This window comes from Williamsia deligens (assembly GCF_024171765.1).
Classification (GTDB): domain Bacteria; phylum Actinomycetota; class Actinomycetes; order Mycobacteriales; family Mycobacteriaceae; genus Williamsia_A; species Williamsia_A deligens.
Map to the genome: position 1 here is coordinate 727,478 of NZ_JAMTCI010000001.1, position 25,086 is coordinate 752,563.

General features: G+C 69.8%; 25 protein-coding genes and 1 pseudogene. 13 read left to right on the top strand and 13 right to left on the bottom strand.

The features are described 5' to 3' along the window. Positions 1–80 precede the first annotated feature (80 nt). Together LX14_RS03405 and LX14_RS03410 are read left to right on the top strand one after the other, a co-directional pair. Positions 81–542 (top strand): hypothetical protein, encoded by a 462-nt coding sequence (locus LX14_RS03405; protein WP_253645864.1) that lies wholly within the window; start codon positions 81–83, stop codon positions 540–542. Then, positions 524–970: a YbaB/EbfC family nucleoid-associated protein gene (locus tag LX14_RS03410; protein WP_253645865.1), complete on the top strand. Its 447-nt coding sequence runs from the start codon at positions 524–526 to the stop codon at positions 968–970. Before LX14_RS03405 ends, LX14_RS03410 begins: the two co-directional genes overlap by 19 nt. Here the strand turns inward: LX14_RS03410 and LX14_RS03415 are convergent. The 3 genes from LX14_RS03415 to cysD are packed head-to-tail and all read right to left on the bottom strand — an operon-like array spanning position 963 to position 4,503. Beyond that, positions 963–1,715: a 3'(2'),5'-bisphosphate nucleotidase CysQ gene (locus LX14_RS03415; RefSeq protein WP_253645866.1), complete on the bottom strand. Its 753-nt coding sequence runs from the start codon at positions 1,713–1,715 to the stop codon at positions 963–965. The genes LX14_RS03410 and LX14_RS03415 overlap by 8 nt on opposite strands. Then, positions 1,712–3,589, bottom strand: a complete 1,878-nt coding sequence (cysC, locus tag LX14_RS03420) for an adenylyl-sulfate kinase (RefSeq protein ID WP_253645867.1) — start codon at positions 3,587–3,589, stop codon at positions 1,712–1,714. Before cysC ends, LX14_RS03415 begins: the two co-directional genes overlap by 4 nt. Next, entirely contained in the window at positions 3,589–4,503 is a 915-nt protein-coding gene (gene cysD, locus LX14_RS03425) for a sulfate adenylyltransferase subunit CysD (protein WP_253645868.1), read from the bottom strand. The genes cysC and cysD overlap by 1 nt, the downstream gene beginning before the upstream one ends. 127 nt (positions 4,504–4,630) lie before the next feature. Between cysD and LX14_RS03430 the strand changes: the two genes are divergently transcribed. The 5 genes from LX14_RS03430 to LX14_RS03450 all read left to right on the top strand — a co-directional run bounded on the left by LX14_RS03430 (position 4,631) and on the right by LX14_RS03450 (position 10,120). Beyond that, positions 4,631–5,527, top strand: a complete 897-nt coding sequence (locus LX14_RS03430) for an enoyl-CoA hydratase (protein ID WP_253645869.1) — start codon at positions 4,631–4,633, stop codon at positions 5,525–5,527. Continuing rightward, complete coding sequence (locus tag LX14_RS03435; RefSeq protein WP_253645870.1) at positions 5,527–6,705, top strand: acyl-CoA dehydrogenase family protein; 1,179 nt, start codon at positions 5,527–5,529, stop codon at positions 6,703–6,705. The genes LX14_RS03430 and LX14_RS03435 overlap by 1 nt, the downstream gene beginning before the upstream one ends. After that, on the top strand, positions 6,702–7,691 hold the full coding sequence (locus tag LX14_RS03440) for an acyl-CoA dehydrogenase family protein (RefSeq protein WP_253645871.1): 990 nt from the start codon (positions 6,702–6,704) through the stop codon (positions 7,689–7,691). The genes LX14_RS03435 and LX14_RS03440 overlap by 4 nt, the downstream gene beginning before the upstream one ends. Further along, the gene (locus LX14_RS03445; RefSeq protein WP_253645872.1) at positions 7,688–8,809 is read left to right on the top strand and encodes an acyl-CoA dehydrogenase family protein; all 1,122 of its coding nucleotides are present in this window, start codon (positions 7,688–7,690) and stop codon (positions 8,807–8,809) included. Before LX14_RS03440 ends, LX14_RS03445 begins: the two co-directional genes overlap by 4 nt. A 66-nt stretch (positions 8,810–8,875) precedes the next feature. After that, the gene (locus LX14_RS03450) at positions 8,876–10,120 is read left to right on the top strand and encodes a sensor domain-containing phosphodiesterase (protein WP_253645873.1); all 1,245 of its coding nucleotides are present in this window, start codon (positions 8,876–8,878) and stop codon (positions 10,118–10,120) included. Between the two features lie 18 nt (positions 10,121–10,138). Here LX14_RS03450 and LX14_RS03455 read toward each other — a convergent pair whose 3' ends face one another. Beyond that, entirely contained in the window at positions 10,139–10,933 is a 795-nt protein-coding gene (locus tag LX14_RS03455) for an SDR family NAD(P)-dependent oxidoreductase (protein ID WP_253645874.1), read from the bottom strand. 86 nt (positions 10,934–11,019) lie between these two features. On the opposite strand from LX14_RS03455, the gene LX14_RS03460 reads away from it, so the two are divergent. Then, positions 11,020–11,868: a helix-turn-helix transcriptional regulator gene (locus LX14_RS03460; protein WP_253645875.1), complete on the top strand. Its 849-nt coding sequence runs from the start codon at positions 11,020–11,022 to the stop codon at positions 11,866–11,868. A 21-nt stretch (positions 11,869–11,889) separates the two neighbouring features. Then, positions 11,890–12,258, top strand: a pseudogene (locus LX14_RS03465) (nucleoside deaminase); the annotation flags it as partial. A 16-nt stretch (positions 12,259–12,274) separates the two neighbouring features. On the opposite strand, the gene LX14_RS03470 reads toward LX14_RS03465, so the two are convergent. The 6 genes from LX14_RS03470 to hsaA form a co-directional block, all read right to left on the bottom strand. After that, on the bottom strand, positions 12,275–13,426 hold the full coding sequence (locus LX14_RS03470) for a sulfotransferase family protein (RefSeq protein ID WP_253645876.1): 1,152 nt from the start codon (positions 13,424–13,426) through the stop codon (positions 12,275–12,277). A gap of 48 nt (positions 13,427–13,474) precedes the next feature. Then, positions 13,475–14,257: an SDR family oxidoreductase gene (locus LX14_RS03475; RefSeq protein ID WP_253645877.1), complete on the bottom strand. Its 783-nt coding sequence runs from the start codon at positions 14,255–14,257 to the stop codon at positions 13,475–13,477. Further along, positions 14,254–15,465 (bottom strand): hypothetical protein, encoded by a 1,212-nt coding sequence (locus tag LX14_RS03480; protein WP_253645878.1) that lies wholly within the window; start codon positions 15,463–15,465, stop codon positions 14,254–14,256. The genes LX14_RS03475 and LX14_RS03480 overlap by 4 nt, the downstream gene beginning before the upstream one ends. After that, entirely contained in the window at positions 15,456–16,028 is a 573-nt protein-coding gene (hsaB, locus tag LX14_RS03485; protein ID WP_253645879.1) for a 3-hydroxy-9,10-secoandrosta-1,3,5(10)-triene-9,17-dione monooxygenase reductase subunit, read from the bottom strand. Before hsaB ends, LX14_RS03480 begins: the two co-directional genes overlap by 10 nt. 10 nt (positions 16,029–16,038) lie before the next feature. After that, entirely contained in the window at positions 16,039–16,956 is a 918-nt protein-coding gene (hsaC, locus tag LX14_RS03490) for an iron-dependent extradiol dioxygenase HsaC (RefSeq protein ID WP_253645880.1), read from the bottom strand. Positions 16,957–17,041: 85 nt separating this feature from the next. Further along, positions 17,042–18,223: a 3-hydroxy-9,10-secoandrosta-1,3,5(10)-triene-9,17-dione monooxygenase oxygenase subunit gene (gene hsaA, locus LX14_RS03495; protein WP_253645881.1), complete on the bottom strand. Its 1,182-nt coding sequence runs from the start codon at positions 18,221–18,223 to the stop codon at positions 17,042–17,044. Positions 18,224–18,421: 198 nt separating this feature from the next. Here hsaA and LX14_RS03500 point away from each other — a divergent pair, with 198 nt between their 5' ends. The 4 genes from LX14_RS03500 to LX14_RS03515 all read left to right on the top strand — a co-directional run bounded on the left by LX14_RS03500 (position 18,422) and on the right by LX14_RS03515 (position 22,048). Beyond that, positions 18,422–19,624, top strand: a complete 1,203-nt coding sequence (locus LX14_RS03500) for a 3-ketosteroid-9-alpha-monooxygenase, oxygenase component (protein WP_253645882.1) — start codon at positions 18,422–18,424, stop codon at positions 19,622–19,624. 1 nt (position 19,625) lies between these two features. After that, entirely contained in the window at positions 19,626–20,000 is a 375-nt protein-coding gene (locus LX14_RS03505) for a hypothetical protein (RefSeq protein ID WP_253645883.1), read from the top strand. A gap of 83 nt (positions 20,001–20,083) precedes the next feature. Continuing rightward, positions 20,084–20,881 (top strand): VOC family protein, encoded by a 798-nt coding sequence (locus LX14_RS03510; protein WP_253645884.1) that lies wholly within the window; start codon positions 20,084–20,086, stop codon positions 20,879–20,881. Between the two features lie 243 nt (positions 20,882–21,124). After that, complete coding sequence (locus LX14_RS03515; protein ID WP_253645885.1) at positions 21,125–22,048, top strand: type IV toxin-antitoxin system AbiEi family antitoxin domain-containing protein; 924 nt, start codon at positions 21,125–21,127, stop codon at positions 22,046–22,048. 174 nt (positions 22,049–22,222) lie between these two features. On the opposite strand, the gene dmpG is transcribed toward LX14_RS03515, so the two are convergent. From dmpG to LX14_RS03530, 3 genes are all read right to left on the bottom strand, one after another. Further along, the gene (gene dmpG / locus LX14_RS03520) at positions 22,223–23,272 is read right to left on the bottom strand and encodes a 4-hydroxy-2-oxovalerate aldolase (protein WP_253645886.1); all 1,050 of its coding nucleotides are present in this window, start codon (positions 23,270–23,272) and stop codon (positions 22,223–22,225) included. A 1-nt stretch (position 23,273) separates the two neighbouring features. Further along, positions 23,274–24,173: an acetaldehyde dehydrogenase (acetylating) gene (locus tag LX14_RS03525; RefSeq protein ID WP_253645887.1), complete on the bottom strand. Its 900-nt coding sequence runs from the start codon at positions 24,171–24,173 to the stop codon at positions 23,274–23,276. A gap of 62 nt (positions 24,174–24,235) precedes the next feature. Beyond that, positions 24,236–25,024, bottom strand: a complete 789-nt coding sequence (locus tag LX14_RS03530) for a 2-keto-4-pentenoate hydratase (RefSeq protein ID WP_253645888.1) — start codon at positions 25,022–25,024, stop codon at positions 24,236–24,238. Positions 25,025–25,086: the final 62 nt, after the last annotated feature.

A 25,086-nucleotide genomic window follows, 5' to 3' on the forward strand; every position in this document is an offset into this window, starting at 1 on the left:
GACATCTCTGTGCCACGGCGCCTGTGGACAAGCCCCCGACACCTCCTGCCCGGACACTCGTGCAATGCCATCATGGGCGCGTGCGACGCCACCCCGAACCCGACTGGTACCCCGACGACGACTGGGACGACGACCCGCAGGCCGACGAGAAGGCCGGTGCGTCGGACAGCGACAGCGACGGCACCGACGGCCCCGCCGGGGACGAGGAGGTCGCGCTGCCCACGGTCGGACGCGCGGCGACCCCCACCGGCTCGGTCGAGGTGCGCACGACCATGCAGGGTCTCCCCACCTCGATCCACATCGAACCGTCCGAGATGGACCGCTCGGCGACACGGCTCGCGCGCACCATCCTGCTGCTGTGCCGTCAGGCCGGGGCGCGGGCGGGGGCGGCACATCGCGCCGAGTTGCTGGCGCAGGGCCACCCCCTCGAGGCCGTGTCCTACCTCCAGCTCCCGACCGATCGCGACGTGGCCGCACTCGACCGTCAGGTGGACGACTTCTTCGACGACGAGGAACCGAGCACATGGATGCGACGCGCATGAGCGGCCAGGACTTCCCGCCCCGGGCACCTCTGCCCGACTCGGCCCCGATGCCGCCGCGGTTCCCGATCACCTTCGACGACATCGAGGCGAGTGCCCGTCGCGCGCTCGACCGCCTGCAGTCGACGTCGGAGAACATCTCCGCCATCCGCGTGGAACACAGCGACGACGACGACCGGGTCACCGTCGTCGTCGACGGCACCGGCGCACTCGTCGACCTGCGCATCGCCGACGACGCGATGTCGATGCCGGCGGCGGAGCTCGCACAACTCGTCGTCGACACGGCGACAGCCGGTGCCGGCACGGCCTTCGCCGAGCTCGGCGGTCACATCACGGCGTTCACGGCGGCTGCCGCGGACGACCCGGGCCCGCAGGGTCTGCTGATGCGTCCGGCAGACGGCGCAGACGAGCCGGGCCGCGGCGTCAGCTGATCGCGTCGAGGACGGCGTCCTTGAGATCCGCGCGGCACACGAGCAGGTCGGGGAGGTAGACGTCGTCGCGGTTGTACTCCAACGGCGACCCGTCGACGCGACTGCACCACAGGCCCACGGCGCGGGCGACGGCGACCGGCGCGGCCGAATCCCACTCGTACTGACCACCGGAGTGCACGTAGACGTCGGCCTCACCGCGCACGACGGCCATGGTCTTCGCCCCCGCGGAGCCGAGGTTCACGACGTCCCCGCCGACGGCGGACGCGACCGGGTCGGCCAGGGCCTGCGGTCGCGACGCGCTGACAACGACCCGCGGACGGTCCGTCGTGCGCTCGGGCAGCAAACCCGCGACGGGGTCGATCCGCTCCTGGTCGGTGGTGTAGGTGACGCCGAGGTCGGGCAGCGCGACCGCCCCCGCCACCAGGCCCGACCCGGCGTGCCAGAGGGCCACGTGCACGGCCCAGTCGGCGCGGTCGGGCATGCCGAACTCCCGTGTCCCGTCGAGGGGATCGACGATCCACACGCGGTCGGCGGCGAGACGTCGGCGGTCGTCGGAGGACTCCTCCGACAGCACGGCGTCGTCGGGACGTTCCTCGCGCAGACGCGCGAGGAGGAGGTCGTTGGCCTGTTCGTCGCCCGCGGCGCCGAGCGCCTTCCCCGACAGTCCGTCCTCGGACCGCAGCCGCACCAGCAGTTCCCCGGCGGCCGCGGCGAGTTCGCCCGCCAACCGTGCGTCGGCCGTCACAGGCCGAGGTCGCGGATGATCGCGTCGGCCACGTCGCCCGGGGAGCCGTCCTCGGGGGTCACCACGAGGTCCGCCGCGGTCGGCCGTTCGTACGCGGAGTCGATGCCGGTGAAGTTCCTGACCTCACCTCGACGGGCGCGGGCGTAGAGGCCCTTGGGATCGCGGCGTTCACATTCCTCCAGCGGTGTGTCGACGAAGACCTCGTGGAAGGTCAGTCCGCGGGCGCCGTGGATGTCGCGGGCGCGCTGCCGTTCGGCGGCGAACGGACTGATCAGCGACACTATGGCAACCGCGCCGGAATCGGCGAACAACGCGGCCACCTCACCGGTGCGGCGGATGTTCTCGCGACGGTCGGCGTCGCCGAAGCCCAGGTCGGCGTTGAGGCCGTGACGCAGGTTGTCCCCGTCCATCAGGTACGCCGGCCGCCCGGACGCGACGAGGCGCCGCTCGAGCTCGACGGCCAGCGAACTCTTCCCCGAACCCGACAGGCCCGTCAGCCAGATGGTCGCGCCGGGGTACGGCCGCTGGTCGGGCGTCACCTTCGACCCGTGCCAGACGATGGTCGCCTCACGGCTCACCGGACCGGTGATCATCCCCGCGCCGACCGTCTGGTGGGTGGCCTCGTCGACGAGGATGAAGCTGCCCGTCTCGCGGTTGCGCCGGTACGCGTCGAACATGAGCGGCTGCTGCGAGTGCAGGGTGACCCGACCGATCTCGTTCAGCGACAACGACTCCGCGGACTCGTCGCGGTGCAGGCTGTTGACGTCGAGGCGGTATTCGACCGTCGACACCTGCGCCCGCGACTGCGTCGTCGAGGAGGCGATGACGTAACGGTTCCCCTCCCGCAGGGTGGTCGCGTCGGAGAACCAGCAGACCATCGCGTCGACGTCGCGGCCCACCCAGGGACGGTTGTTCGGCCGCGCGATCATCTCCCCGCGCGAGATGTCGATCTCGTCGGTGAGTGCCATCGACACCGCCATCGGCGGGAACGCCTCGGCGACGGGAGTCCCTCCAGGACCCCAGATCTCGGAGATCGTCGACGTGAACCCACCGGGGAGCACCACCACGTCGTCGCCGGGTCGGAACACCCCACCGGCGACGGTGCCCGCGTACCCGCGGTGGTCGGACCCGTCCGCACGCTGCGGTCGGATGACGTACTGCACGGGCAGGCGCGCGTCGATGAGGTTCCGGTCCGAGGCGATGTGGACCTCCTCGAGGTGGTGCAGCAGCGGCGTGCCGTGGAACCAGGGCATGGCCTCCGAGCGGTCGACGACGTTGTCGCCGTGCAGCGCCGACACCGGGATGAACGTCAGGTCCCCGACGGTGAGCTTCGAGGCGAACGCCGCGAACTCGGCGCGGATCTCGTCGAAGCGCTCCTGCGAGTAGTCGACGAGGTCCATCTTGTTCACCGCGAGCGTGAGGTGCGGGATGCCCAGCAGCGACGAGAGGAACGCGTGCCGGCGCGTCTGCTCCAGCACCCCCTTGCGCGCGTCGATGAGGACGATCGCCAGGTCGGCGGTGGAGGCGCCGGTGACCATGTTCCGCGTGTACTGCACGTGGCCCGGGGTGTCGGCGACGATGAACTTGCGGCGCGGTGTCGCGAAGTAGCGGTAGGCGACATCGATGGTGATCCCCTGCTCGCGCTCCGCGCGCAGACCGTCGGTGAGCAGCGCGAGGTTCGCGTAGTCGTCACCACGTTCGGCGCTGGTGCGCTCGATGGACTCCATCTGGTCGGTGAAGATCGACTTCGAGTCGTAGAGCAGGCGTCCGATCAGTGTCGACTTGCCGTCGTCGACGCTCCCGGCGGTCGCCAGTCGCAGGAGTTCCTTGCCCGCACGTTCGGTGCCGGGTGCCCGGTGGTCGACCGCGGTCATCAGAAGTACCCCTCTTTCTTGCGATCCTCCATGCCCGACTCCGAGATCCGGTCGTCGGCGCGGGTCGCACCCCGTTCGGTCAGGCGGGTCGCCGCGACCTCGTCGATCACCTCGGCCACCGTCGTCGCGGTGGACAGGACGCACCCCGTACAGGTCGCGTCACCGACGGTCCGGAACCGGACCGTCTCGGTGCGCGTCTGCTCACCGTCCTCGGGCTGCAGGAAGCGGGTGCGCGCCAGCAGCATCCCGTCACGGGGGATCACCTCGCGCTCATGGGCGTAGTAGATCGGCGGGAGATCGATCTGCTCGGCGCCGATGTACTGCCAGATGTCGAGCTCGGTCCAGTTGCTGAGCGGGAAGACCCGGATGTGCTCGCCCGGTGCGTGGCGTCCGTTGTAGAGGTTCCACAGCTCGGGTCGCTGCGCTCGGGGATCCCACGCGCCGAACCGGTCCCGGAAGCTGAACACCCGCTCCTTCGCCCGGGCCTTCTCCTCGTCGCGGCGGGCCCCGCCGAACACCGCGTCGAACCGGTTCTCGGTGATGCCCCGCAGCAGTGCCGCGGTCTGCAGGCGGTTGCGGCTCGCCCCGCGTCCGGTCTGTTCGACCACGCGCCCGGCGTCGATGTCGTCCTGGACCGACGACACCACCAGACGCACACCGGTCTGGGCCACCACGCGGTCGCGGTAGGCGATCACCTCGTCGAAGTTGTGTCCGGTGTCGACGTGCATCAGCGGGAACGGCACCGGCGCAGGCCAGAACGCCTTGCGCGCGATGTGGAACATCACGACCGAGTCCTTGCCACCGGAGAACAGCATGCCGGGGCGCTCGAACACGGCGGCGACCTCGCGGAAGATGTGGACCGACTCCGCTTCGAGGGCGGCGAGGTGCGAGATCTCGTAGCCGCGCACGGCCACCTCCCTGGTGTCGAATTGTCGACGTCGTGTTCGACTATGTGATGGTGAATCTAGGGGCCGGTCTCGACGTGCGTCAACCCGGTGGGCAGCTTTACCAACCAAGCACTTGCTAGGTACCCTCCGAGATGTGTCCGACACCCCCATCCCCGCGCCTCTGACCGGGGACGAGCTGACGTCCGACTCCACCCCGGTGGCCTACGAGGTCGCCGACGGCGTGGCCTACGTGACGCTGAACCGACCCGAGTACCGCAACGCCCAGAACTCGGTCATGACGTACTCGCTCGACGCCGCCTTCGTACGGGCTGTCGACGACGCCGCGGTGAAGGTCATCGTGCTGCGCGCGAACGGCAAGCACTTCTCCGCCGGCCACGACATCGGCACCCCCGAGCGGGACTTCCATGTCCGGTATCCCAACACGGCGTCGCTGTACTGGGACCACACCGATCGCAGCGGCGGCGACCAGCGTCTGGCGCGCGAGATCGAGGTGTACGTCGGCATGTGCCGTCGGTGGCGCGAGATCCCCAAGCCGGTGATCGCCCAGGTCCACGGGGCGTGCATCGCGGGCGGCCTCATGCTCGCCTGGATCTGCGACTTCATCGTCGCCTCCGACGACGCGTTCTTCTCCGATCCGGTGGCCCGCATGGGCATCCCCGGCGTCGAGTACTTCGCCCACGCGTTCGTGCTCGGTCCGCGCCGGGCGAAGGAGCTGCTGTTCACGGGCAAGCGCTTCACCGCCGAACAGGCCGAGAGATGGGGCATGGTCAACCACGTCGTCCCCCGTGCGGAGCTGCAGTCGACCGTCGACGGGATCGCCGCACAGATCGTCGAGATGCCGCAGCTGGGACTCGCGCTGTGCAAGAAGGCCGTCAACATCTGCGAGGACCAGATGGGGCTGCGCACCGCCATGGACTCCGTCTTCGGCTGGCACCACTTCGCGCACAGCGCCAACGCCGAGTCCGCCGGCGACTCGCTGGGCGGTATGGACGCGAAGTCCATGAAGGCCAGTGCGGGCGGGGACTCCTGATGGATCTCGACTTCGACCCCGAGGTCGTCGAGTTCCGGTCGCAGGTGCGGGAGTGGTTGCGAGACAACGTCCCCGCGACCCCACTGCCGTCGATGGACTCCGCCGAAGGGTTCGAGGCCCACCGTGACTGGGAGCGGCGGATGGCCGACGCCCGATGGTCGGTGGTGAGCTGGCCGGAGGAGTTCGGCGGCCGCGACGCCGATCTCGTGCACTGGCTCGTCTTCGAGGAGGAGTACCACCGCAGCGGCGCACCGGGCCGCGTCAGCCAGAACGGCATCTTCCTGCTGGCCCCCACCCTGTTCGAGCACGCCCACCCCGAGCAACTGGCCGCGATCATGCCCCGGATGGCCCGCGCCGACGACATCTGGGGGCAGGCATGGAGCGAGCCCGAGGCCGGCAGCGACCTCGCGTCGCTGCGATCGACGGCGGTGCGGACCGACGGCGGGTGGCTGCTCAACGGTCAGAAGACGTGGAGTTCCCGGTCCAGTTTCGCCGACCGCGGATTCGGCCTGTTCCGGTCCGATCCCGACGCGACGCGGCATCGGGGCCTGACCTACTTCATGTTCGATCTGCGCGCCGAGGGCGTGACCGTCCGCCCCATCGACCAGCTCGACGGCGAACCCGGTTTCGCCGAGCTGTTCCTCGACAACGTCTTCGTCCCCGACGATCCCGATTCTCCCGGTGAGTCGGGGGTGATCGGCACGGCGAACGACGGGTGGCGGATCGCCATGAGCACGGCGGCGAACGAACGTGGTCTGTCGTTGCGCTCTCCGGGTCGCTTCCTCGCCGCGACCGATCGCCTCCTCGCGCTGTGGGGTCGTTCGCGCGATCGCGACGACCTCCCGGCCGACGCCGCCGACCGCGTCGTCGACGCCTGGATCGGCTCGCGCGCCTACGAATTGTCCACCTACGCCACGGTCAGTCGGCTCCTCGACGGCGGGAAGCTGGGGATGGAGTCGTCGATCAACAAGGTGTTCTGGTCGGAGTGGGACATCGCGACCCATGCGACCGCACTCGACCTGCTCGGCCCGGACGCCGAGATCGCCGACGCCGACGACGCCGGATGGCTGGACGGCTACCTGTTCTCGCTGTCGGGGCCGATCTACGCCGGGACCAACGAGATCCAACGCAACGTGATCGGTGAGCGCCTGCTCGGGCTGCCCCGGGGGGACCGATGAGATTCCTGCTGGACACCGAACACAGCGATCTCGCCGGGAGCATCGACGCGATGCTCACCCGCGCCGACGTCACGAAGGTGGTGCGCGCCCTCGTCGACGGCGACACCCAGCCGACCGCCGCGGTGTGGTCGCGGCTCGCCGAGACCGGCGTGCCCGCGCTCCTGGTCGACGAGGAGTCAGGCGGGATGGGCGCCGGGGCCGTCGAGATGGTCGTCGCGGTCGAGCAGCTGGGGCGTCACTGCGTCCCCGGACCGGTGGCGGAGGCCATCGCCGTGGTGCCCACGGTCCTCGCCGCCGCCGGGCGGTCCGATCTGCTCGAAGGCGTCCTGGACGGCGGCCCGGCGACGATCGCCGTCGCGCCGGCCGCTCCTCGAGCCGCCGACGTCGGCCTGTCATCGGCGGTGTTCCTCCTGCGCGACGGGGTGCTGGCGACCGCGTCTCCGGCCACCACCCACCGGTCCGTGGACCCCGCGCGCACCGTGTCCGACGTGGAGCAGACCGACGTGCTCGCCGAGGGTGTCGACGGCGACCGCGCCACCGATCTCGGCGCACTGGCGACGGCGGCGCAGCTGCTCGGCCTGGCGTCGGGGATGCTCGCCATGGCCTCGGACCACGCACGTTCCCGTACCCAGTTCGGCCGTCCGATCGGCTCGTTCCAGGCCGTCAAACACCACCTCGCCGACGTGGCGATCGCCGTCGAGATGGCGCGCCCGTTGCTCCACGGCGCCGCGCTCGCCGTCGACCGACCCACGAGCGACGGTCACGCGGTCCCCGTCGACGCCCGCCGGGACGTCTCGGCGGCGAAGATCGCCTGTGGACAGGCGGCCGACCTCGCCGCCCGCACGGGTCTGCAGACCCTCGGTGCGATCGGCTACACCCGGGAACACGACCTGTCGCTGTACCTGACGAAGACGCGCGCGCTGCTCACCGCGTGGGGGACGCCCGCGGTCCATCGCCGGCGGGTCCTGGAGGCGATCGCCCCATGAGCACCCCCGAGCCGCAGGCCCCGCCGCTGTACTCCCCCGGGATCGACACCGAGGAACAGGCCGCGTTGCGGGCGTCGGTGGCCGACGTGCTGCGCCGTCAGGCCGGTCCCGATCGTCTCCGGTCGGCGATGGCGGCCACGCCCCGTACCGATCGGGACCTGTGGGCCACCCTGAGCGGGCAGGTGGGCGTCGCGGCGTTGTCGATCCCGGAACGGTTCGGCGGTGTGGGCGCGAGCCTTGTCGAGACCCACATCGTCGTCGAGGAGCTGGGCCGCACCCTCGCCGCGGTGCCGATGCTCGGATCCGCGGTGCTCGCGACGCAGGCCCTGCTCCACAGTCGCGACGACGACGCCTGCGACCGCCTTCTCCCGGCCATGGCCGAGGGCGAGACCGTCGCGGCACTGTGCTGGGCCGACGAGGCGGGGTGGGGACGCGGTGGTGTGACCGCCACCGGTGGGTTGCTCACCGGGACAGCGCACTACGTGCTCGACGGCGAGTTCGCGGACGTGCTGCTGGTGATCGCCCGCGCGGGCGGGCAGACGACCCTGCACGAGGTCGCCGCCGACGCCGACGGGGTCACCCGACGCCCCGTCCCCGTCATGGACCCCACCCGGTCGATGGCGAGCATCTCGTTCGACGAGACCCCGTCGACCCCGATCGCGGCACCCGCCGACCTCGTCGAGCGTCTGCTCGCCGTCGGGGCGGTTGCGCTGAGCGCGGAACAGGTCGGTGTCGCGTCCGCGGCGCTGCAGCGGACCGTGGAGTACACGTCCACCCGTACCCAGTTCGGGCGGCCGATCGGGTCGTTCCAGGCCCTCAAGCACCGCATGGCGGACATGTTCGCCGCGGTCGAGACGGCGCGGTCGGTGTCCTACGACGCCGTCGACGCCCTCGTCCGCGACAGTCTCGACGTCGACGAGGCCGTGGCGGCGGCGCGCATGCTGTGTTCGGACACCGTGACCGCCGTGGCCGGCGAGGCCGTCCAGATGCACGGCGGCATCGGCATCACCTGGGAACACGACGTCCAGTTGTTCTTCAAGCGCGCCCACGCGACGACGCTCCTCCTCAACCGCCCGTGGACCCACGCGGCGGCGATCGAGACCGCCGCAGGCCTGTAGGAGGAACCTGCACACGCATGCCTGATTCGTGACAGTCCCCAGCGTCCCGCGACTACCATTCGCCTGATGACACAGGGTGGGGCGTCGCGCTTCGGGCACGCCACCAATTACCTCGGTGACGGTGCCGTCAGCGCCAACCTGTCCACCACCCTCGAACTCGCGGCCCTGGCCGTCGGTTTCTCGCAGGCCCGCCTGCACATCCTCGACGAACACCACCAGTACGTGCTCGCCGCCTTCGGCGACCCCGACAGCGTCGGTCTCATCGTGGACCGGTCGGCGACCATGTGCCGCGCCGTCGTCGACAGCGCCCAGCCGCTGGTCATCGGGGACGCCCAGTCGACATCGGTCGACCCGTCCCTCGCCTCGCCGCTGAGTGCCGCGGGGCTGCGGACCTACGTGGGCGTCCCGCTGTTCAGTCGGGAGCACACCGCGGTCGGGACGCTGTGCCTGACCGACGCGGTCCCCCACACCGTGTCGGCGTCCGACGTGACACTGCTGCAGAAGTACGCGAAGGTGATCGAGGAGCAACTCGAACTGCAGCGGGACCGCACGCGCCTCCCCGACGACACCGGCCTCGACGACGTCGCCGCGGCGCTGTCGAGAGGCGAGATCCAGCCGTGGTTCCAGGCCATCGTCGACCCGTCCGACGGTGCCGTCCGGGGCTTCGAGGCGCTCAGTCGGTGGGTCCACCCGGTGCACGGCGTCCTGACCCCCGCGCACTTCCTGCCCGCCGTACGCGCGACGGACATCATGCTCGACATCGACCTCGACATCCTGCGCGCGTCGAGCGACATGATGCGAGCACACGAGTCGACCATCGGCGACGACCTGCTGCTCCACGTCAACATCGAGGGCGGGCACCTCCACCGACCGGCCCGGCTCGAGCGGCTCATCGAGACCGTCCGCGGGGCCTCCGTGCCCACCGACCGCCTGGCCGTGGAGATCATCGAGTCGACGGTCGGCGACGACCTGCACACCCGCGACGCCCTCGACACGTTGCGCGGCCTGGGTGTCCACGTCGTCGTCGACGATCTCGGTCGGGGATGGTCGTCGCTGTCCCGGTTGGTGCACTGGTCGATCGACGGGTTCAAACTGGACGCCTCGCTGACGGCGTCACTGGGCACGCCCGCCGTGGACCATCTCCTGCGGGGACTCGTCGAGCACGGCGCGGCCAACGGGCTCGTCGTGATCGCCGAGGGCATCGAGACGGCCCGGCAACGACAGGCGCTCGTCGAGATGAACTGCCCTCAGGCCCAGGGGTTCCTGTTCCAACGACCGGGCCCAGAACCGGTCCTGCCGACCGGTTCCTGACCGGGCGACGGACACCCGTCAGGCCCCGGCGCCGCCGTCGACCGGGACGACGGCACCGGTCACGTAGGACGCGCGGTCGCTCAGCAGCCACGCCGCCACCTCCGCGATTTCGCGCGGGGCGGCCATCCGTCCCAGAGGGATCGACGCGACGATGCCGGCCCGCACGCCCGGCGTCGCGTCCTCCCACTCGTCGATCATCGCGGTGTCGGTGCCTCCGGGCGCGATGCCGTTGACCCGGATGCCCTCCGGTGCCCACGTCACCGCGGCGGTCTCGGTGAGGCTGTTGAGCGCGCGCTTCATCGCCCCGTAGGCCGGCAGTGCGGGGTTGGCGCGTCGGCTGCCGATGCTCGACGTGTTCACGATCGCGCCGGCACCGACCCGCCGTATCGCCTCGGCCTGCACCCGCATGGCGATCCACTGGGCGCGGAAGTTGACCGCGAACTGCATGTCGATGTCGTCGTCGCCGGTGGCGTCGAGCGGACCGGGCTGTTGGATGGTCGCGGCGTTGTTGAACGCGACGTCGAGACGTCCGTGGAGGTCCTCGACGTGGGCCACCGCCGATCGGATCGAGTCGCTGTCGGCGAGGTCCAGTGAGACGGCATGGGCCACACCACCGTCGGCCCGGATCTCATCGACGACGCGATCCAGGGTGTCGACCCCGCGCGCGGCCAGCACCACCGACGCCCCCTCCTCGGCGAAGAGCCGGGCGGCCGCCTCGCCGATCCCCCGGCTCGCCCCGGTGATCAGCGCGGCCTTGCCCTCCAGGAGGCCTGCGCGGGTGGATGTCGTGGTGGATCTCGATGTCTCGGTCATGTCGCCAGTCTCCGACCGGATCCGGCACCACAGCCAGGTACAGGCGGTACCACCCTTCCCCTGTGACGCCGCGGCACACTGGGCCGATGGACTCCGCCGGACTGGCCGCCTTCCTCCGCAGTCGTCGCGCGCGACTGCGCCCGGAGGACGTGGGCATGGCATCAGGTGCCCGGCGGCGCACGCCGGGCCTGCGACGCGAGGAGGTCGCCGTCCTCGCCCACATCTCCACCGAGTACTACGTCCGACTCGAACAGGCTCGCGCACCCCGCCCGTCGGTCGAGGTGGTGTCTGCGATCGCGCGCGCCCTGCGCCTCACCGTGGCGGAGACCGATCATCTGCACGACCTGACGGACACGACCCCACCACGCGACGGACTGGTGTCGCGCGACGTGCGGCCGAGCATCCGTGCACTCCTCGACCGACTTCCGCTCACCGCGGGTTTCGTCATCTCGGCGATCTACGACGTCCTCGCCTGGAACGACCTGGCCCGAGCGCTCATGGACGACTTCGAGGCCGTCGCGCCGGCCGACCGCAACCTGGCACGGCGGGCGTTCCTGCCGCCGGATCCGGACCGGTCGCCCCTGTACGGCGTGTCCGATCTCCAGGATTTCCGTCAGGGCGCCGTGATGCAGCTGCGCGTGGCCGCCACCCGCTACCCCCGCGACGACAGCGTCCGGGAGCTGATCGCCGAACTGTCCGAGGGCAGCGAGGAGTTCGCGCGGCTGTGGGGGCGGCAGGACGTCGAGGTCCCGACGATGCTGCGCAAGACGTTCCGGCATCGTGCCGTCGGCGACGTGACCGTCGACTGCGACGTGCTCGCGATCCCGGAGGTCGACCAGCATCTCGTGCCCTGCACCGCCCCCGTCGGTTCGTCCGACGCCGACGCCCTCGCGCTCCTGGGGGTGCTGGGGCCCGAGGCGACGTCGAGGGGGTGAGTTCTGACCTATCCTGCGCTGGTGGCGATCACCGACGACGACCTCGTGCACCTGCGACGGTGCGTCGGGTTGGCGCGTGAGGCCCTGGACGCCGGGGACGAGCCGTTCGGGTCCGTTCTGGTGGACCGCACCGGACGGATCGTGTTCACCGATCGCAACCGCGTCGGCGGCGGCGACGCCACCCGCCATCCGGAACTCGCCGCCGCGCTCTGGGCGGAGGAGAACCTCACTCCCGACGAGCGTTCCGCGGCAACGGTGTTCACGTCCGGGGAGCACTGTCCCATGTGTGCGGCCGCGCACGCCTGGGTGGGGCTGGGACGCATCGTGCACGCGGTGTCCGCGGCGCAACTGGCGGCCTGGTGCACCGAGTGGGGTGCTCCGGCGTCCCCGGGAGACTGACGGGCGGTCAGCTCGTCGGCACCAGACCGTCGAACGTCTCGTCCACCATCTCCGTGGTCAGGCCGTAATCGGCCAGGCTGTACTCGTGCTTCGGGGCGCGGGGCCCCTTCTTGCTGTCGGCGTCCATCGCCGTGACTGCCTCGCGCGCAGCGTCGCTGAACGGGATACCCGCCGCGGAGTAGATCCCCTCGACGACGGCGACCGGATCACGTCGGAGGTCGTCGAAGTCGACGTCGACGAAGTGCGCGGCGTCGTGGCGTGCCCGTGCATCGGCGAAACGCCGCAGACCGCGTGACCACAACTCGAGTTGGGTCGCCCCGATCGTCTCGCCGACGAAGGTCGTCGACCACCCCTCGGTGGCGCTCTCCGCGAGCGAACACATGGACGCGACGATCGTGCGTGGGGCGCGGTGGGTCTGGACGATGATCGCGTCGGGGTAGACCGACAGCAGTTCGTCGATGGCGAACAGATGGCTGGGATTCTTGAGCACCCAGCGCTTCTCGCGGTCCGGGGACCCGATCAGCTGCAGGTTCCGCTTGTGCCGACGGTAGGCGTCGGTCCAGTCCTGGCCGTCGAGCCACCGCGAGTACGACGGCAGGTACGCCAGCGACTCGTACGAGATCGACTTGAGCGTCTGCCGCAACAGCTGCCAGCACTCCTCGACATCATCGGCGCTCATGTAGTGCAGGCCCATGAACTCCGGGTTCTCGACGTGGTGCTGGGCGAAGTTCGCCGTGATGGCCTGGTACACCGGGTTCGATTCCCAGGTGTCCCGGGGTGGCCTGGGCTGGGGGTACTCGGTCAGCCACATCTCCAGGCCCTGATGCGCCGGGTCGGCGGTCAGCAGACGATGCAGCGCCGTGGTCCCGGTGCGGGGCAGTCCGGTCACGAAGATCGGTCGCTCGACGTCGATGTCGGCGAGATCGGGGTGGTCGGTGAACGCCTTCTCGCTGAGCAGGCGCGCGACCAGGGCCCCTTTCAGGAAGAACCGCGACATCTTGCTGCCGAGCTCGGTCAGCCCGGCCTCACCCCGGTAGGAGTCGAGCAGGACCCCGAGCGCCTCGACCGGGTCGTCGGCGCCGAAGTCCTCGAGACCGGTGGCCCGGGAAGCGGAGGCGTGCAGGTCCTCGACCGTGCCGACGTCGGTGCGTGGGGTCATCGCGTCTCCTCGTGGATCATGCGTGGCCTGTCATGCGTGGTACTCGGGTCATGCGTGGTACTCCCCGCAGTTGACGTCGAGGGTCTGGCCGGTGATCGCGCTGGCCCAGTCCGACGCGAGGAACACGACGGCGCGGGCGATCTCGTCCGGCTCCGGCAACCTCTTCAGATCCGAGTTCTTCGCGGTGTCGGCGTAGACGTCGTCCGGTGAGATCTCGTACTTCTTCGCGATCTCGCCGAAGTACCACTGCAGCTGGTCGTCCCAGATGTATCCCGGTGCGACGGAGTTGACCCGGATCTGCTTCTCGCCGAGCTCGGTGGCGAGCGTCTGCGACATCGCCAGCAACGCCGCCTTGGCCAGCTTGTAACTGCCGTAGCGGGGTTCGCTGTGCCGCAGCACCATCGAGTTGATCATGACCACGGCGCCGGCGGCGTCCGCCAGTGCGTCGGTGAAGGCCTTGGTGACGCGGAGACCACCCAGCACCGTCAACTCCAGACTGGCGGTGATCTGCTCGAAGTCCGTGCGTGCCAGCGGTTTCATGGACGGCAGCGCGAAGGCGTTGTTGACCAGCGCGTCCACGCGGCCGAGCTCGGAGACCGTCGTCTCCACGAGACGCTGCACCTGCGCGTCGTCGGTGATGTCGGTGGGGACGACCAGGGACCGGCCGCCGATGCCGTCGATCTCGGCGGCGACGTCCCGCAGGCGCGACTCGGTGCGGGCGGCCAGCACCACCGCGGCACCGGCGTGCGCGGACTGCACCGCGATCGACCGCCCCAGTCCGGGGCCGACACCGCTGACGACGACCACCTTCCCGTCGAGGAGTCCGCTCATCCGAGCATCCGGTCGGCGAAGGCGCGCTGCCGCGCCGCGATGCGATCACGCCACCCGTCGGCGTCGATGGTGTTGTGGTCGTGGAAGGGCAGATGGTCGGCGACGTCGGCGACCGGCACGACGACCGCGGTCGGGCCCTCGGTGACGGGCTCGTCGACGCGCTGCCAGCGGAACTGCATGATCCCGCGCGTCCGCCCGGTCGTCTCGATCCAGTTCGCGACGCCGGGGTCGCTGTGCGACACCACCATGCGGATCATCCCGTCCGGGTCGACCTGGGCCTGATGGGAGTTGAGGCTCGTCTGGTGGTGGACGTAGTCGAGCGAGATGTACCAGAGACTGCCCAGTTGGAACCCCTGATAGGGCGCATCCGACCTCGGGACCGTGATGACGATCGCCTGGTCGTCGGCGAGGTCGAAATGCCCGACGGACGAGTACTGCGTCGCGAGCCCCCCGGGGGTCTGCCGCGGCTCGGTCAGCGTGTTGACCGGCAGGTCGAGGTAGAACCACTTCGGGAAGTTGAACCAGGTGTCGATGCGGGACAGCAGCATCTTGCCGGCCACCCGGTACCGTTTGCGCAACAGGGCCATGTCGGGTTCGACGGGCGCGGTGCCGACGGTGTCGATGCGCTCGATGGCGATCGACCCGCGGGTCGCGGTCCAGTCGGAGTACACCTCCCGGACCGCGAGGGTGGTGGCGCCGTCGGGCAGGACGAAGTGGTCGGTGCCGGCGGTGGCGGCCCCCTCGGGTCCGAGGGTGAAGGCGAACGTCCCGTCGTCGGCGAGGGTGAGGCGGCGGTCGTCGAAGGCGGTGTCCCCGTTCGGGACGGTGTCGGCGTCGTAGTGTCCGGCGATCACCTGGAAGCTGAGATCGGCGGTCGTCCCGCGACGGCCGCGGACGAGGTAGTGGCCGTCCGGCTCGAGATCGGCACTCCAGTACAGGGTGTCGGGGTTGTCGAGGCCCATCTTCGTCCACGGTCCGGTGGCCGTGACGAAGTGCGGGTGGGAGTGGTTGCGCGCCCACGCGAGCTGCATGATCGCGGCGATGCACTGTGCGAGATAGGTGTACCCCTCGGCACGGTCGACGTCGGAGCGGATGAACTCCGCGGTCGCGATGCGGCGTTCCGCCTCCCGGATCGCCTCCGACAGGCCCGCGGTGAGGTCGGCCTCGTCGACCGGCGCGGTGGTCGTCTCGGGTGCGGTCACAGCCATGTGTCCCCTCCGGTCCAGGTGAGGAAGTTCTCGAGCTCGGCCTGCGCCGGCGTGACACGGGGGTGTTCGGTTGACAGGTACCCGCCCCGGTAGAACAACAGCGGCTTGTCCTGCAACACCTCTCCCAACGTCTGCACACGACCGATGACGACGAAGTGGTCGCCGCCGTCCTCGACGCGGTCGACGGTGCAGTCCATCCACGTGAGGCTGCGCTTGATGACGGGCAGGCCGCTCGGCGACGGGTCCCACTCGACGGTCCGGAACTTGTCCTCGCCGGGCGCGCCGAACACGGCGCTCACCTGTTGCTGGTGGTTGGAGAGGACGTTGACGCAGAATCGTCCGGCGGACTCGATGACCTTCCAGCTCCGTGAGGTCTTCTGCGGGCAGAACAGGACCAGGGGCGGGTCGAGAGAGAGCGCGGCGAAGGACTGGCAGGCGAACCCCACCGGTTCGTCGGCGTCGTTCAGCGTGGTGATGACCGTGACGCCGGTGCAGAACTGCCCCATCGCGGTCCGGAACTGACGAGGATCGAAGTCGGCGGTACCGAGCGAGACGTGGGTCATGGCAGTCGGCTCAGGAACTCTTCAGTCCCACCGAGAAATCGTGGCCCCACAGGCTCACCGCGGTGCTCTCCCGCGCGACCCAGGCGCTGTCGTCGACGGTGCGTCCCTCGCAGCCGAACTCGATGTCGAAGCCGCCGGGGGTCTTCATGTAGAAGGACAGCATGAGGTCGTTGACGTGGCGGCCCAGGGTCGCCGACATCGGCACCTTCTTGCGCAGGGCGCGGTCGTGGGCGAGACCGACGTCGTCGGAGTTCTCGACCTCCACCATGAGGTGCACGATGCCGGTGCTGTTCGGGATGGGCAGGAACGCCAGGCTGTGGTGGCGCGGGTTGCAGCCGAGGAACCGCAGCCACGGCACCTCGTCACCCTCGTTGCGACCGACGGCCTGCGGCGGCAGTCGCATGGAGTCGCGCAGCTTGAAGCCGAGGACGTCGCGGTAGAACTCGAGTGCGGCCCGGTCGTCGTCGGTGGTCAGGACGACGTGCCCCAGGCCCTGGTCCTCGGTGACGAAGCGGTGCCCGTACGGGCTCACGATGCGCCTGTGCTGCAGCGCCACACCGTGGAACGCCTCGAGCACATGACCGCTGGGGTCGGAGAAGACGATCATCTCGACGACCTGCCGGTCGACCAGCTCCTCGTCCTTGGCCTCGCGGTAGACGACGCCGGCCGCCGAGAGGCGATCGCGGACGTCCTGCAGCGCAGCGGCATCCGGGCACTCCCACCCGGCCGAGGCGAGCCTGTCGTGCTCGCCGGGGACGATGACCAGCCGGGCCGGGAAGTCGTCCATGCGCAGGTACAGCGCGCCGTCGACGACACCCTTGCCCTCGATCATCCCGAGGACCTTGAGGCCGTACTCCCGCCAGGCGGCGACGTCGGTGGCCTCGATCCGCATGTAGCCGAGCGAAGAGATGGGGCAGGACGCAGTCATACGGGAACCGTTTCCGTCGTCGTGGGGGCAGTCGGCGCGGGAGAGGCGAAGGCGCCCAGACCATCGTGTCCGGGCGCGGCGCGCCTCAGACCATCGTGTCGCCGATGGGGATGCCGAACTCGCCGTTGGCGTAGGCCTGGTAGGCGCGTTCGGCGTCGTTGGCGGCGTGGACGCGTCCGGCGTGGGCATCGCGCCAGAACCGCTGCAGCGGCTGGTCGCTGTCGAGTGCGCGGGCTCCGGCGGCCTCGAAGAGCCGGTCGATGGCGGAGATGGACCGCTGCGACGCCCGCACCTGGTCGCGACGGGCGCGCAGGCGCATCTCCATCGGGACCTCCTTGCCGGCGAGGATGCAGTCGTACTCGTCCTGCACGTTGCCCGACAGCTGACGCCACGCGGCGTCGATGTCGCTGGCGGCCTCGGCGATCCGGACCTTGCCGAACGGGTCGTCCTTCGCCTTCTCACCGGCGTAGGCGGCACGGACGCGCTTGCCCTGGGCCTCCACGTGTGCGTCGTAGGCGCCGTAGCCCATGCCGACGACCGGGGTGGAGATGACGGTCGGATGCACGGTGCCCCAGGGCATCCTGTAGACCGGCGCGGTGTTGTTCTCCAGCCCCGGAGCCGTCCCTGTGGCCATGGCCTTGAAGCTGAGCATCCGGTGCGACGGGACGAAGGCGTCCTTCACGACGAGGGTGTTCGACCCGGTGCCCTTGAGTCCGGCGACGTGCCAGACGTCGCGGATCTCGTAGTCGCTGCGCGGCAGCAGGAAGCTGACGAAGTCGACGGGCTTGCCGTTCTTGAACACCGGCCCCCCGACGAAGGTCCACTGCGCGTGATCGCATCCGGAGGACCAGTGCCATTCCCCGTTGACCTTGTAGCCGCCGTCGACGACCTCGCCCATGCCCATCGGGGCGTACGAGGAGCCGATGCGGGTCGTGGGATCCTCGCCCCAGACCTCCTCCTGCGCCTGCTGCGGGAACAGGGCGAGGTGCCAGTTGTGGATGCCGAGGATCGACGAGACCCACCCGGTCGAGCCGCAGGCGCTCGCGATCCGACGGACGGCCTCGTAGTAGGTGACCGGGTCGACCTCGTAACCACCCCACTGCGCGGGCTGGACCAGCTTGAAGAAGCCGACCTCGTCCAGGCTGTCGATCGTCTCGACCGGGATGCGACGCTGGTCCTCGCACTCCTGCGCGCGCTTCTCGATCTCCGGGAGCAGCGCGGTGATCCTCTCCAGGACCTCTGCGCCGGCCTCACTCCGCTGCGACATCGCCTGAACTCCTCCGTGTCGGGGCTGTACGATGGCCAATATTAGAACACGTTCTCGTTTGTGTCGAGGTCGGTGCGTTCGGCCTCGTCAGAGCGGGAAACGGAAGCGATACCAGTGGCGTCGAAACGCCGGTTTTTGTAACATGTTCTCGTATCGGCAGCACCGTCGGCGCCCGCGTCGGCCAGGAGGAGGTAGGCGATGACCACATCGCAGGACGACGTGGCGGTCCGCGAGATCGACACCGGGACCCCACCCACGCGATTCGCCCGCGGCTGGCACTGCCTCGGTCTGGCATCGGAGTTCACCGACGAGAAGCCGCACGCGGTACAGGCTTTCGGCACCAAGCTCGTCGTCTGGGGTGACCAGACCGGCGAGATCAAGATCCTCGACGCGTACTGCCGGCACATGGGCGGCGACCTGTCGCAGGGCAGCGTGAAGGACGGGAACATCGCGTGCCCGTTCCACGACTGGCGCTGGAAGGGCAACGGCCGCTGCGCCGGCGTGCCCTACGCGAAGCGCGCACCGAAGCTCGCCAAGACGCGGGCCTGGCCGACGATGATCCGCAACGGGCAGCTGTTCGTCTACAACGACCCCGAGGGCGACCCGCCGCCCGAGGACGTCGTGATCCCCGAGATCGCCGAGTACGCCACCGACGAGTGGACCGACTGGACGTGGAACCGCATCGTCATCGAGGGCTCCAACTGCCGCGAGATCATCGACAACGTCGTCGACATGGCGCACTTCTTCTACATCCACTACGCCCTGCCCGACTACTTCAAGAACGTCTTCGAGGGTGAGACCGCCGCGCAGTACATGAACTCCCGCGGCCGGCCGGACATCGAGCTGACGTCCGCCTACGGCGACAGCTACCTGCGCTCCATCGCGGCGTACTACGGCCCCGCCTACATGCTGAACCCGATGCATCAGACCTATGGCGAGTACGCCATCGAGACGATCCTCACCAACTGCCACTACCCGATCGACAACAACTCGTTCGTGCTGATGTTCGGCGTCATGGCGAAGAAGCCTGCGGGCCTCACCACCGAGCAGGCGACCGGGATGGCCGCCAAGATCGCCGAGGGCGTCGAGGTCGGGTTCCTGCAGGACGTCGAGATCTGGAAGCACAAGAGCCGCATCGACAACCCCCTCCTCGTCGAGGAGGACGGGCCGGTCTACCAGCTGCGCCGCTGGTATGAGCAGTTCTACGTCGACAAGGCCGACGTCACCGAGGAGATGACGCAGCGGTTCGAGTACGAGATCGACACCACCAAGGCCTTGGAGAACTGGGGCATCGAGGTCGAGGACAACCTGCGCCGCAAGGCCGAGGGCGAGGACACCGAGGCCTCGGTGCGGGCCGAGCAGGAGAAGCTGTCGGCGACCAACGACGCCGCGAAGGTCTGAGATGACCCGCTCGGTGGAGGCGCAGGGGTGGGCGAAGGCCCCAACCTTCGCCGACGACCCCGAACGCCAACAGCTGGTGGCCGAGCACACCCGGCGCGACCGGTCGCACTATCTCGACGGCGGCCTGCACGAGATCGAGTGCCGGGCCTGCCACTCCTGTGTCCTGGTGAAGAAGATGTCGCCGTCGCAGACGAGCGTCCAGTGGACGGCCCAGGCGCGTGCGGGGTGCACCGAGCTCCGCGCGGTGCGCGAGTCGGGTGGAAACCCTGCGATGACACCGACCTGTGGACGGCTCTCGGCCAGCATCGATCACGGGGTCGCCGAGGGCATCATCCCGCCGCACGGCCCGTCCGACGATCCCGACGGCTATCTCTGACCCCCGCGACCTGACCCCTGCGATGATTTCTCGCGTCCGGCCCGGTCTGTACCGGTGACCACCCGACTGCGAGGAGATCCGCCGTGACCGACTACTCCGCACCCGCCGGTGCGCCCATCTGGTTCGACCTGATGAGTTCCGACCCCGCGCGAGCCGCCGACTTCTACGGCGGGTTGTTCGGGTGGCAGGTCGAGGCGCCCCGCCCGGAGTTCGGTGGGTACCAGAACTTCACACGCAACGGCCGACGCATCGCCGGGATGAGTCCGGTGATGGACGGAGCCGGCGTTCCCTCCGACGTGTGGTCGGTGTACCTGCACACCACCGACGCGGCAGCGACCACCGCGGCCGCGGAGAAGGCCGGCGCCCAGGTGCTGTTCCCGCCGATGGCGGTCGGGACCGAGGGGACGATGGTCCTCGTGTCCGACCCGGCCGGCGCGGCCATCGGGTTCTGGCAGCCCGACGAGCACCTCGGTTTCACCAGTTGGGGCGAGCACGGTGCGCCCTACTGGTTCGACTGTCTGACCAAGGACTACGCGGCGTCGACGGCGTTCTACCCGGCGGTCACCGGCGTCTCACTCCTCGAGGTCGGCACCGGCGGAGATCCGGACGCCGTCGGGCCGGATCGCTACTCGCAGATGATGTTCGGGGAGACGGGATACGGCGGGATCATGGACGCCGCGACGCTCCTGCCGGCCGAGGCCCCGTCGTTCTGGCAGGTGTACATCATGGTCGACGACGTCGCCGCCGCGACCGCACAGGTCACCCAGCTCGGCGGCGAGGTGATGATGGCCGGCGAGGACACCCCGTACGGCACCCTCGCCTCCGCCAAGGACCCCATGGGCGCGATCTTCTGCTACGCCTCGCCTCCCGCCGGCATGTAGTCGCCGCGCCGGCGCGAACCCGCGTCCTTCCCGCGAACCCGCGTCGTGTTCGGCGCGGGTTCGCTCGTTCGACGCGGGTTCGGGGCCGAGCGGCAGCACCCGCGCCATTCGTGCGGTCCCGCGCTGTGCTCGCTGACCCGTGCCCGGCAGGCCCACCCGCGTCGAGCTTCGCGCGGGTTCTCTTGCTCGACACGAATTCGTGCCGGCATGGATCCGAACGGGTGGCCGGAACGTCCAATCAGCATGCTGAACATCCCCATCGATCGGCACGGGATCGTGCTCCGCAGTCACGCCGTCGCGGCCGGTGTCAGTGACAGCGAGTTGGCGCAGGCGGTCGCCCGCGGCCAGCTGGTCCGACTGACCCGCGGTGCGTTCGCAGTCGCCGTGAACCGCAGACCGCGCGAACACCACCGACTCGCGGCGATCGCGGTGGCGGCGATCTGCCCCGACGCCGTCCTCAGCCACCAGTCGGCCGCGACCGTCCTGGGCCTCGAGATGCTCCGCCCCGACCTGGAGCGCGTGCACCTCGGCGTCGGGATCGGCACAGGTGCACACCACACACCGACACGTCACGAGCATGAGGTCGACCTCGGCACGGGCGACATCCTGGTCCGCGACGGGGTCCGGGTGACGTCGCTGGAGCGAACCGCCGTCGACGTGGCGTGCACATCGGCGATGGGGTTCGCCGGCGCGCTCGCCGTGTTCGACTCGGCCCTGCGGCTCGGCGCCGACCGCGACCGCATGGCCGGGATGCTGCTGGCCGCCCGACGTGGGGTGGGGCCTGCGCGGCGCGCCCTCCGGCACGCCGACGGACGCGCGGAGAACCCCGGTGAGCCGTGGGGCCGCGCGCAGATGATCGACGCCGGGTTGCCCGTCGACGATCTGCAACGGGAATTCGTCGACGACGACGGCCGGTTGGTCGCACGCACCGACTTCGCATGGCGCGACGTCCTGGTCGGCGAGTTCGACGGGATGGTCAAGTACCAGAAGCACCTGCGGCCCGGCGAGACGCCGTTCGAGGCGATGCGTCGCGAGAAGGATCGCGAGGATGCCCTCCGGAGGATGGGAATCATGGTGATCCGTTGGACCTGGGACGACCTGGTCCACGGCCGGGTGGTCCCGATGGTCCGTGAGTGGCTGACCCGTCTGGGGCTGATCGCCGCCTGACCCCGCCTCGTTCGCGAGAACCCGCGCCGAGCACGGCGCGGGTGGGCCTGCACCGCGCGGGTGCGGGAGAAGACCGCGGTGCGACAGGAACGACGCGGGGATGGCACCCGCGGCGGGCTCCTGAACCCGCGTCGTGCAGGGCGCGGGGTGGCGAGGTCGGCGCGGGAACGCCGGTCAGACTCCGGCGTTGGCGTCTTGTTTCTTGCGGAGTTCGAGGGCGATGTCGATGAGTTGGTCCTCTTGGCCGCCGACGAGTTTGCGGGCGCCGGCCTCGAGGAGGATCTCCGCCACCGAGACGCCGTACTTGGCGGCATGACCCTCGGCGTGCTTGAGGAACGAGCTGTAGCAGCCGGCGTAGCCCATCATCATCGCGGCGCGGTCCACGAGGCACTCGCTGGGCATGATCGGCGCGACGACGTCCTGGGCGGCGTCGGCGATCTTCATGAAGTCGATGCCGGTGCGGATGCCGAGCTTGTCGCACACCGCGACGAACGCCTCGACCGGCGTGTTGCCCGCGCCGGCACCGAACCGACGCACCGAGCCGTCGATCTGGCGGGCGCCTGCCCGTACCGCGGCGACGGAGTTGGCGACGGCGATGTCGAGGTTCTCGTGGCCATGGAAGCCGACCTGCGCGTCGTCGCCGAGCTCGGCGACCAGCGCCGACACCCGATCCGAGACCTGCTCGAGCACCAGCGCACCCGCGGAGTCGACCACATAGACGCACTGGCATCCCGCGTCGACCTGGATGCGGGCCTGCTGCGCGAGGACCTCCGGTGGCTGGCTGTGGCTCATCATCAGGAACCCGACCGTCTCGAGACCGAGTTCGCGGGCGAGCCCGAAGTGCTGGATGGAGACGTCGGCCTCGGTGCAGTGGGTGGCGATCCGACAGATCTGCGCACCGTTGTCCTGCGCAGCGCGGATGTCGTCCTTCACGCCCAGCCCGGGCAGCATCAGGAAGGCGATCTTCGCCGTCGTGGCGGTCTCCACCGCAGCGCGGATCAGCTGCTGCTCCGGGGTCTTGGAGAACCCGTAGTTGAACGACGACCCACCGAGACCGTCGCCGTGGGTCACCTCGATGACCGGGACCCCGGCGCCGTCGAGCGCGCCGACGATGTCGCGGACGTCCTGCTCGGTGAACTGGTGGCGCTTGTGGTGGCTGCCGTCGCGCAGCGACGAGTCGGTGACCCGGATGTCGAGGGTGTCGGAGTACGCGATCGCGCTCATGTCAGATCCCCAGCTTCTGCTTGGCCAGCTCTTCGCCGACCTTCGTGGCGGCGGCGGTCATGATGTCGAGGTTGCCCGCATACGGCGGCAGGAAATCCCCGGCGCCCTCGACCTCGACGAAGATCGACACCCGCGCCATGCCGCCGTTGACGACACTCGGCGGGTCGAACTGCGGGTCTTGCAGCAGCCGGTATCCGGGCACGTAGGACTGGATCTCCTTCTCACGCCGGTGGATCGACTCGGCGATCGCATCGGTGTCGGCGTCCTCTGGGATGGCGCAGAAGATGGTGTCGCGCATGATCATCGGCGGGTCGGCCGGGTTGAGGATGATGATCGCCTTCCCCCTATCGGCGCCGCCGATCGTCTCGATGCCCTTCGACGTGGTCTTGGTGAACTCGTCGATGTTCGCCCGCGTCCCCGGACCCGCCGACACCGAGGCGACCGACGCGACGATCTCGGCGTAGGCCACCGGCACCACCGACGACACCGCGTGCACCATCGGGATCGTCGCCTGACCGCCGCAGGTGATCATGTTCGTGTTGGGCTTGTCGAGGTGCTCGCGCAGGTTCGCCGGCGGCACGACCGCCGGGCCGACCGCGGCCGGCGTCAGGTCGATCGCGGTGATCCCCGCCGCCTCGTACCGCGGCGCGTACTCGCGGTGGACGTACGCCGACGTCGCCTCGAAGATCAGATCCGGCTTCTCCGACGACGACAACAACTCCTCGGCCCCACCCGACATGGTGATCAGCCCGTGGTCGGCGGCACGCTTCATGCCCTCGGAGTCCGAATCGATCCCGACCATCCAGCGCGGCGAGATCACCTCGGAGCGTTCGAGTTTGTACATCAGGTCGGTCCCGATGTTGCCCGACCCGATGATCGCGGCGGTGACCTTCTGCGGCACTGCGTGCCTCCTGCCCTGTGATGTGTGGTGCGCCCGGATGGGATCGCGGTTCGAGTGAGGTGTCAGCGGAACTGCAGCGACACCGAGCCCAGCCCGGTGAACTCTGCGTGGAAGTCGTCGCCGGGGCGGATGTCGATGGCGCGGGTCGCGGTGCCCGGGAGGATGACGTCGCCGGCCTTCAGCCGCACGCCGAAGGAGTCGACCTTGCGGGCCAGCCAGGCCACCGCGGTCAGCGGATTGCCCAGCACCGCCGAGGAGTTGCCCTTCGCGACGACCTCGCCGTTGCGGTGCAGCACCGCGTCGATGTCGCCGACGTCGATGTCCTCGATCCCGACACGCTCGTCCCCGAGCACCCATCCCAGCGACGACGCGTTGTCGGCGATCGTGTCGCACAGCGTGATCCGCCAGTCACGGATACGGCTGTCGATGAGTTCGATGGACGGCACCACCCACTCCACCGCGTCGACGACGTCGCCGTTGGTGCAGTTCGCCCCGGGCAGGTCCTCCCCGAGGAGGAACCCGACCTCCACCTCGACCCGGGGGAAGCAGAACGCGGACGCGTCGATCGGCGTCCCCTGGTGGTACTGCATCGTGTCGAGCAGATGCCCGTAGTCGGGCTCGTCGACGCCCATCATCTGCTGCATCGCCTCCGACGCGAGCCCCACCTTGTGCCCGGCGATCCGAGCACCTGCGTCGAGTCGACGGCGGATGTTGATCAGCTGGATCTCGTAGGCGTCGACCACGTCGAGATCGGGGTGGGCCGACGTCGGCGGATCGATAGCTGTCGCGCTCTCCTCCGCCCGCGCCAGGTCGTCGGCGATCCGTCGGCGGACGTCGTCGGCGACGGTCATGCGCGCTCCCTGCGGTGGTGGACGGGTTGGGCGTCCGGGCGGTCCCGTGGGGGTGGAGAACG

Coding starts and splice junctions, on each gene's coding strand:
- LX14_RS03410 (WP_253645865.1), top strand. CDS start 524: ATGGATGCGACGCGCATGAGCGGCCAGGACTTCCCGCCCCGGGCACCT.
- cysC (WP_253645867.1), bottom strand. CDS start 3,589: ATGACCGCGGTCGACCACCGGGCACCCGGCACCGAACGTGCGGGCAAG.
- LX14_RS03435 (WP_253645870.1), top strand. CDS start 5,527: ATGGATCTCGACTTCGACCCCGAGGTCGTCGAGTTCCGGTCGCAGGTG.
- LX14_RS03440 (WP_253645871.1), top strand. CDS start 6,702: ATGAGATTCCTGCTGGACACCGAACACAGCGATCTCGCCGGGAGCATC.
- LX14_RS03445 (WP_253645872.1), top strand. CDS start 7,688: ATGAGCACCCCCGAGCCGCAGGCCCCGCCGCTGTACTCCCCCGGGATC.
- LX14_RS03450 (WP_253645873.1), top strand. CDS start 8,876: ATGACACAGGGTGGGGCGTCGCGCTTCGGGCACGCCACCAATTACCTC.
- LX14_RS03455 (WP_253645874.1), bottom strand. CDS start 10,933: ATGACCGAGACATCGAGATCCACCACGACATCCACCCGCGCAGGCCTC.
- LX14_RS03460 (WP_253645875.1), top strand. CDS start 11,020: ATGGACTCCGCCGGACTGGCCGCCTTCCTCCGCAGTCGTCGCGCGCGA.
- LX14_RS03470 (WP_253645876.1), bottom strand. CDS start 13,426: ATGACCCCACGCACCGACGTCGGCACGGTCGAGGACCTGCACGCCTCC.
- LX14_RS03475 (WP_253645877.1), bottom strand. CDS start 14,257: ATGAGCGGACTCCTCGACGGGAAGGTGGTCGTCGTCAGCGGTGTCGGC.
- LX14_RS03480 (WP_253645878.1), bottom strand. CDS start 15,465: ATGGCTGTGACCGCACCCGAGACGACCACCGCGCCGGTCGACGAGGCC.
- hsaB (WP_253645879.1), bottom strand. CDS start 16,028: ATGACCCACGTCTCGCTCGGTACCGCCGACTTCGATCCTCGTCAGTTC.
- hsaC (WP_253645880.1), bottom strand. CDS start 16,956: ATGACTGCGTCCTGCCCCATCTCTTCGCTCGGCTACATGCGGATCGAG.
- hsaA (WP_253645881.1), bottom strand. CDS start 18,223: ATGTCGCAGCGGAGTGAGGCCGGCGCAGAGGTCCTGGAGAGGATCACC.
- LX14_RS03500 (WP_253645882.1), top strand. CDS start 18,422: ATGACCACATCGCAGGACGACGTGGCGGTCCGCGAGATCGACACCGGG.
- LX14_RS03505 (WP_253645883.1), top strand. CDS start 19,626: ATGACCCGCTCGGTGGAGGCGCAGGGGTGGGCGAAGGCCCCAACCTTC.
- LX14_RS03515 (WP_253645885.1), top strand. CDS start 21,125: ATGCTGAACATCCCCATCGATCGGCACGGGATCGTGCTCCGCAGTCAC.
- dmpG (WP_253645886.1), bottom strand. CDS start 23,272: ATGAGCGCGATCGCGTACTCCGACACCCTCGACATCCGGGTCACCGAC.
- LX14_RS03530 (WP_253645888.1), bottom strand. CDS start 25,024: ATGACCGTCGCCGACGACGTCCGCCGACGGATCGCCGACGACCTGGCG.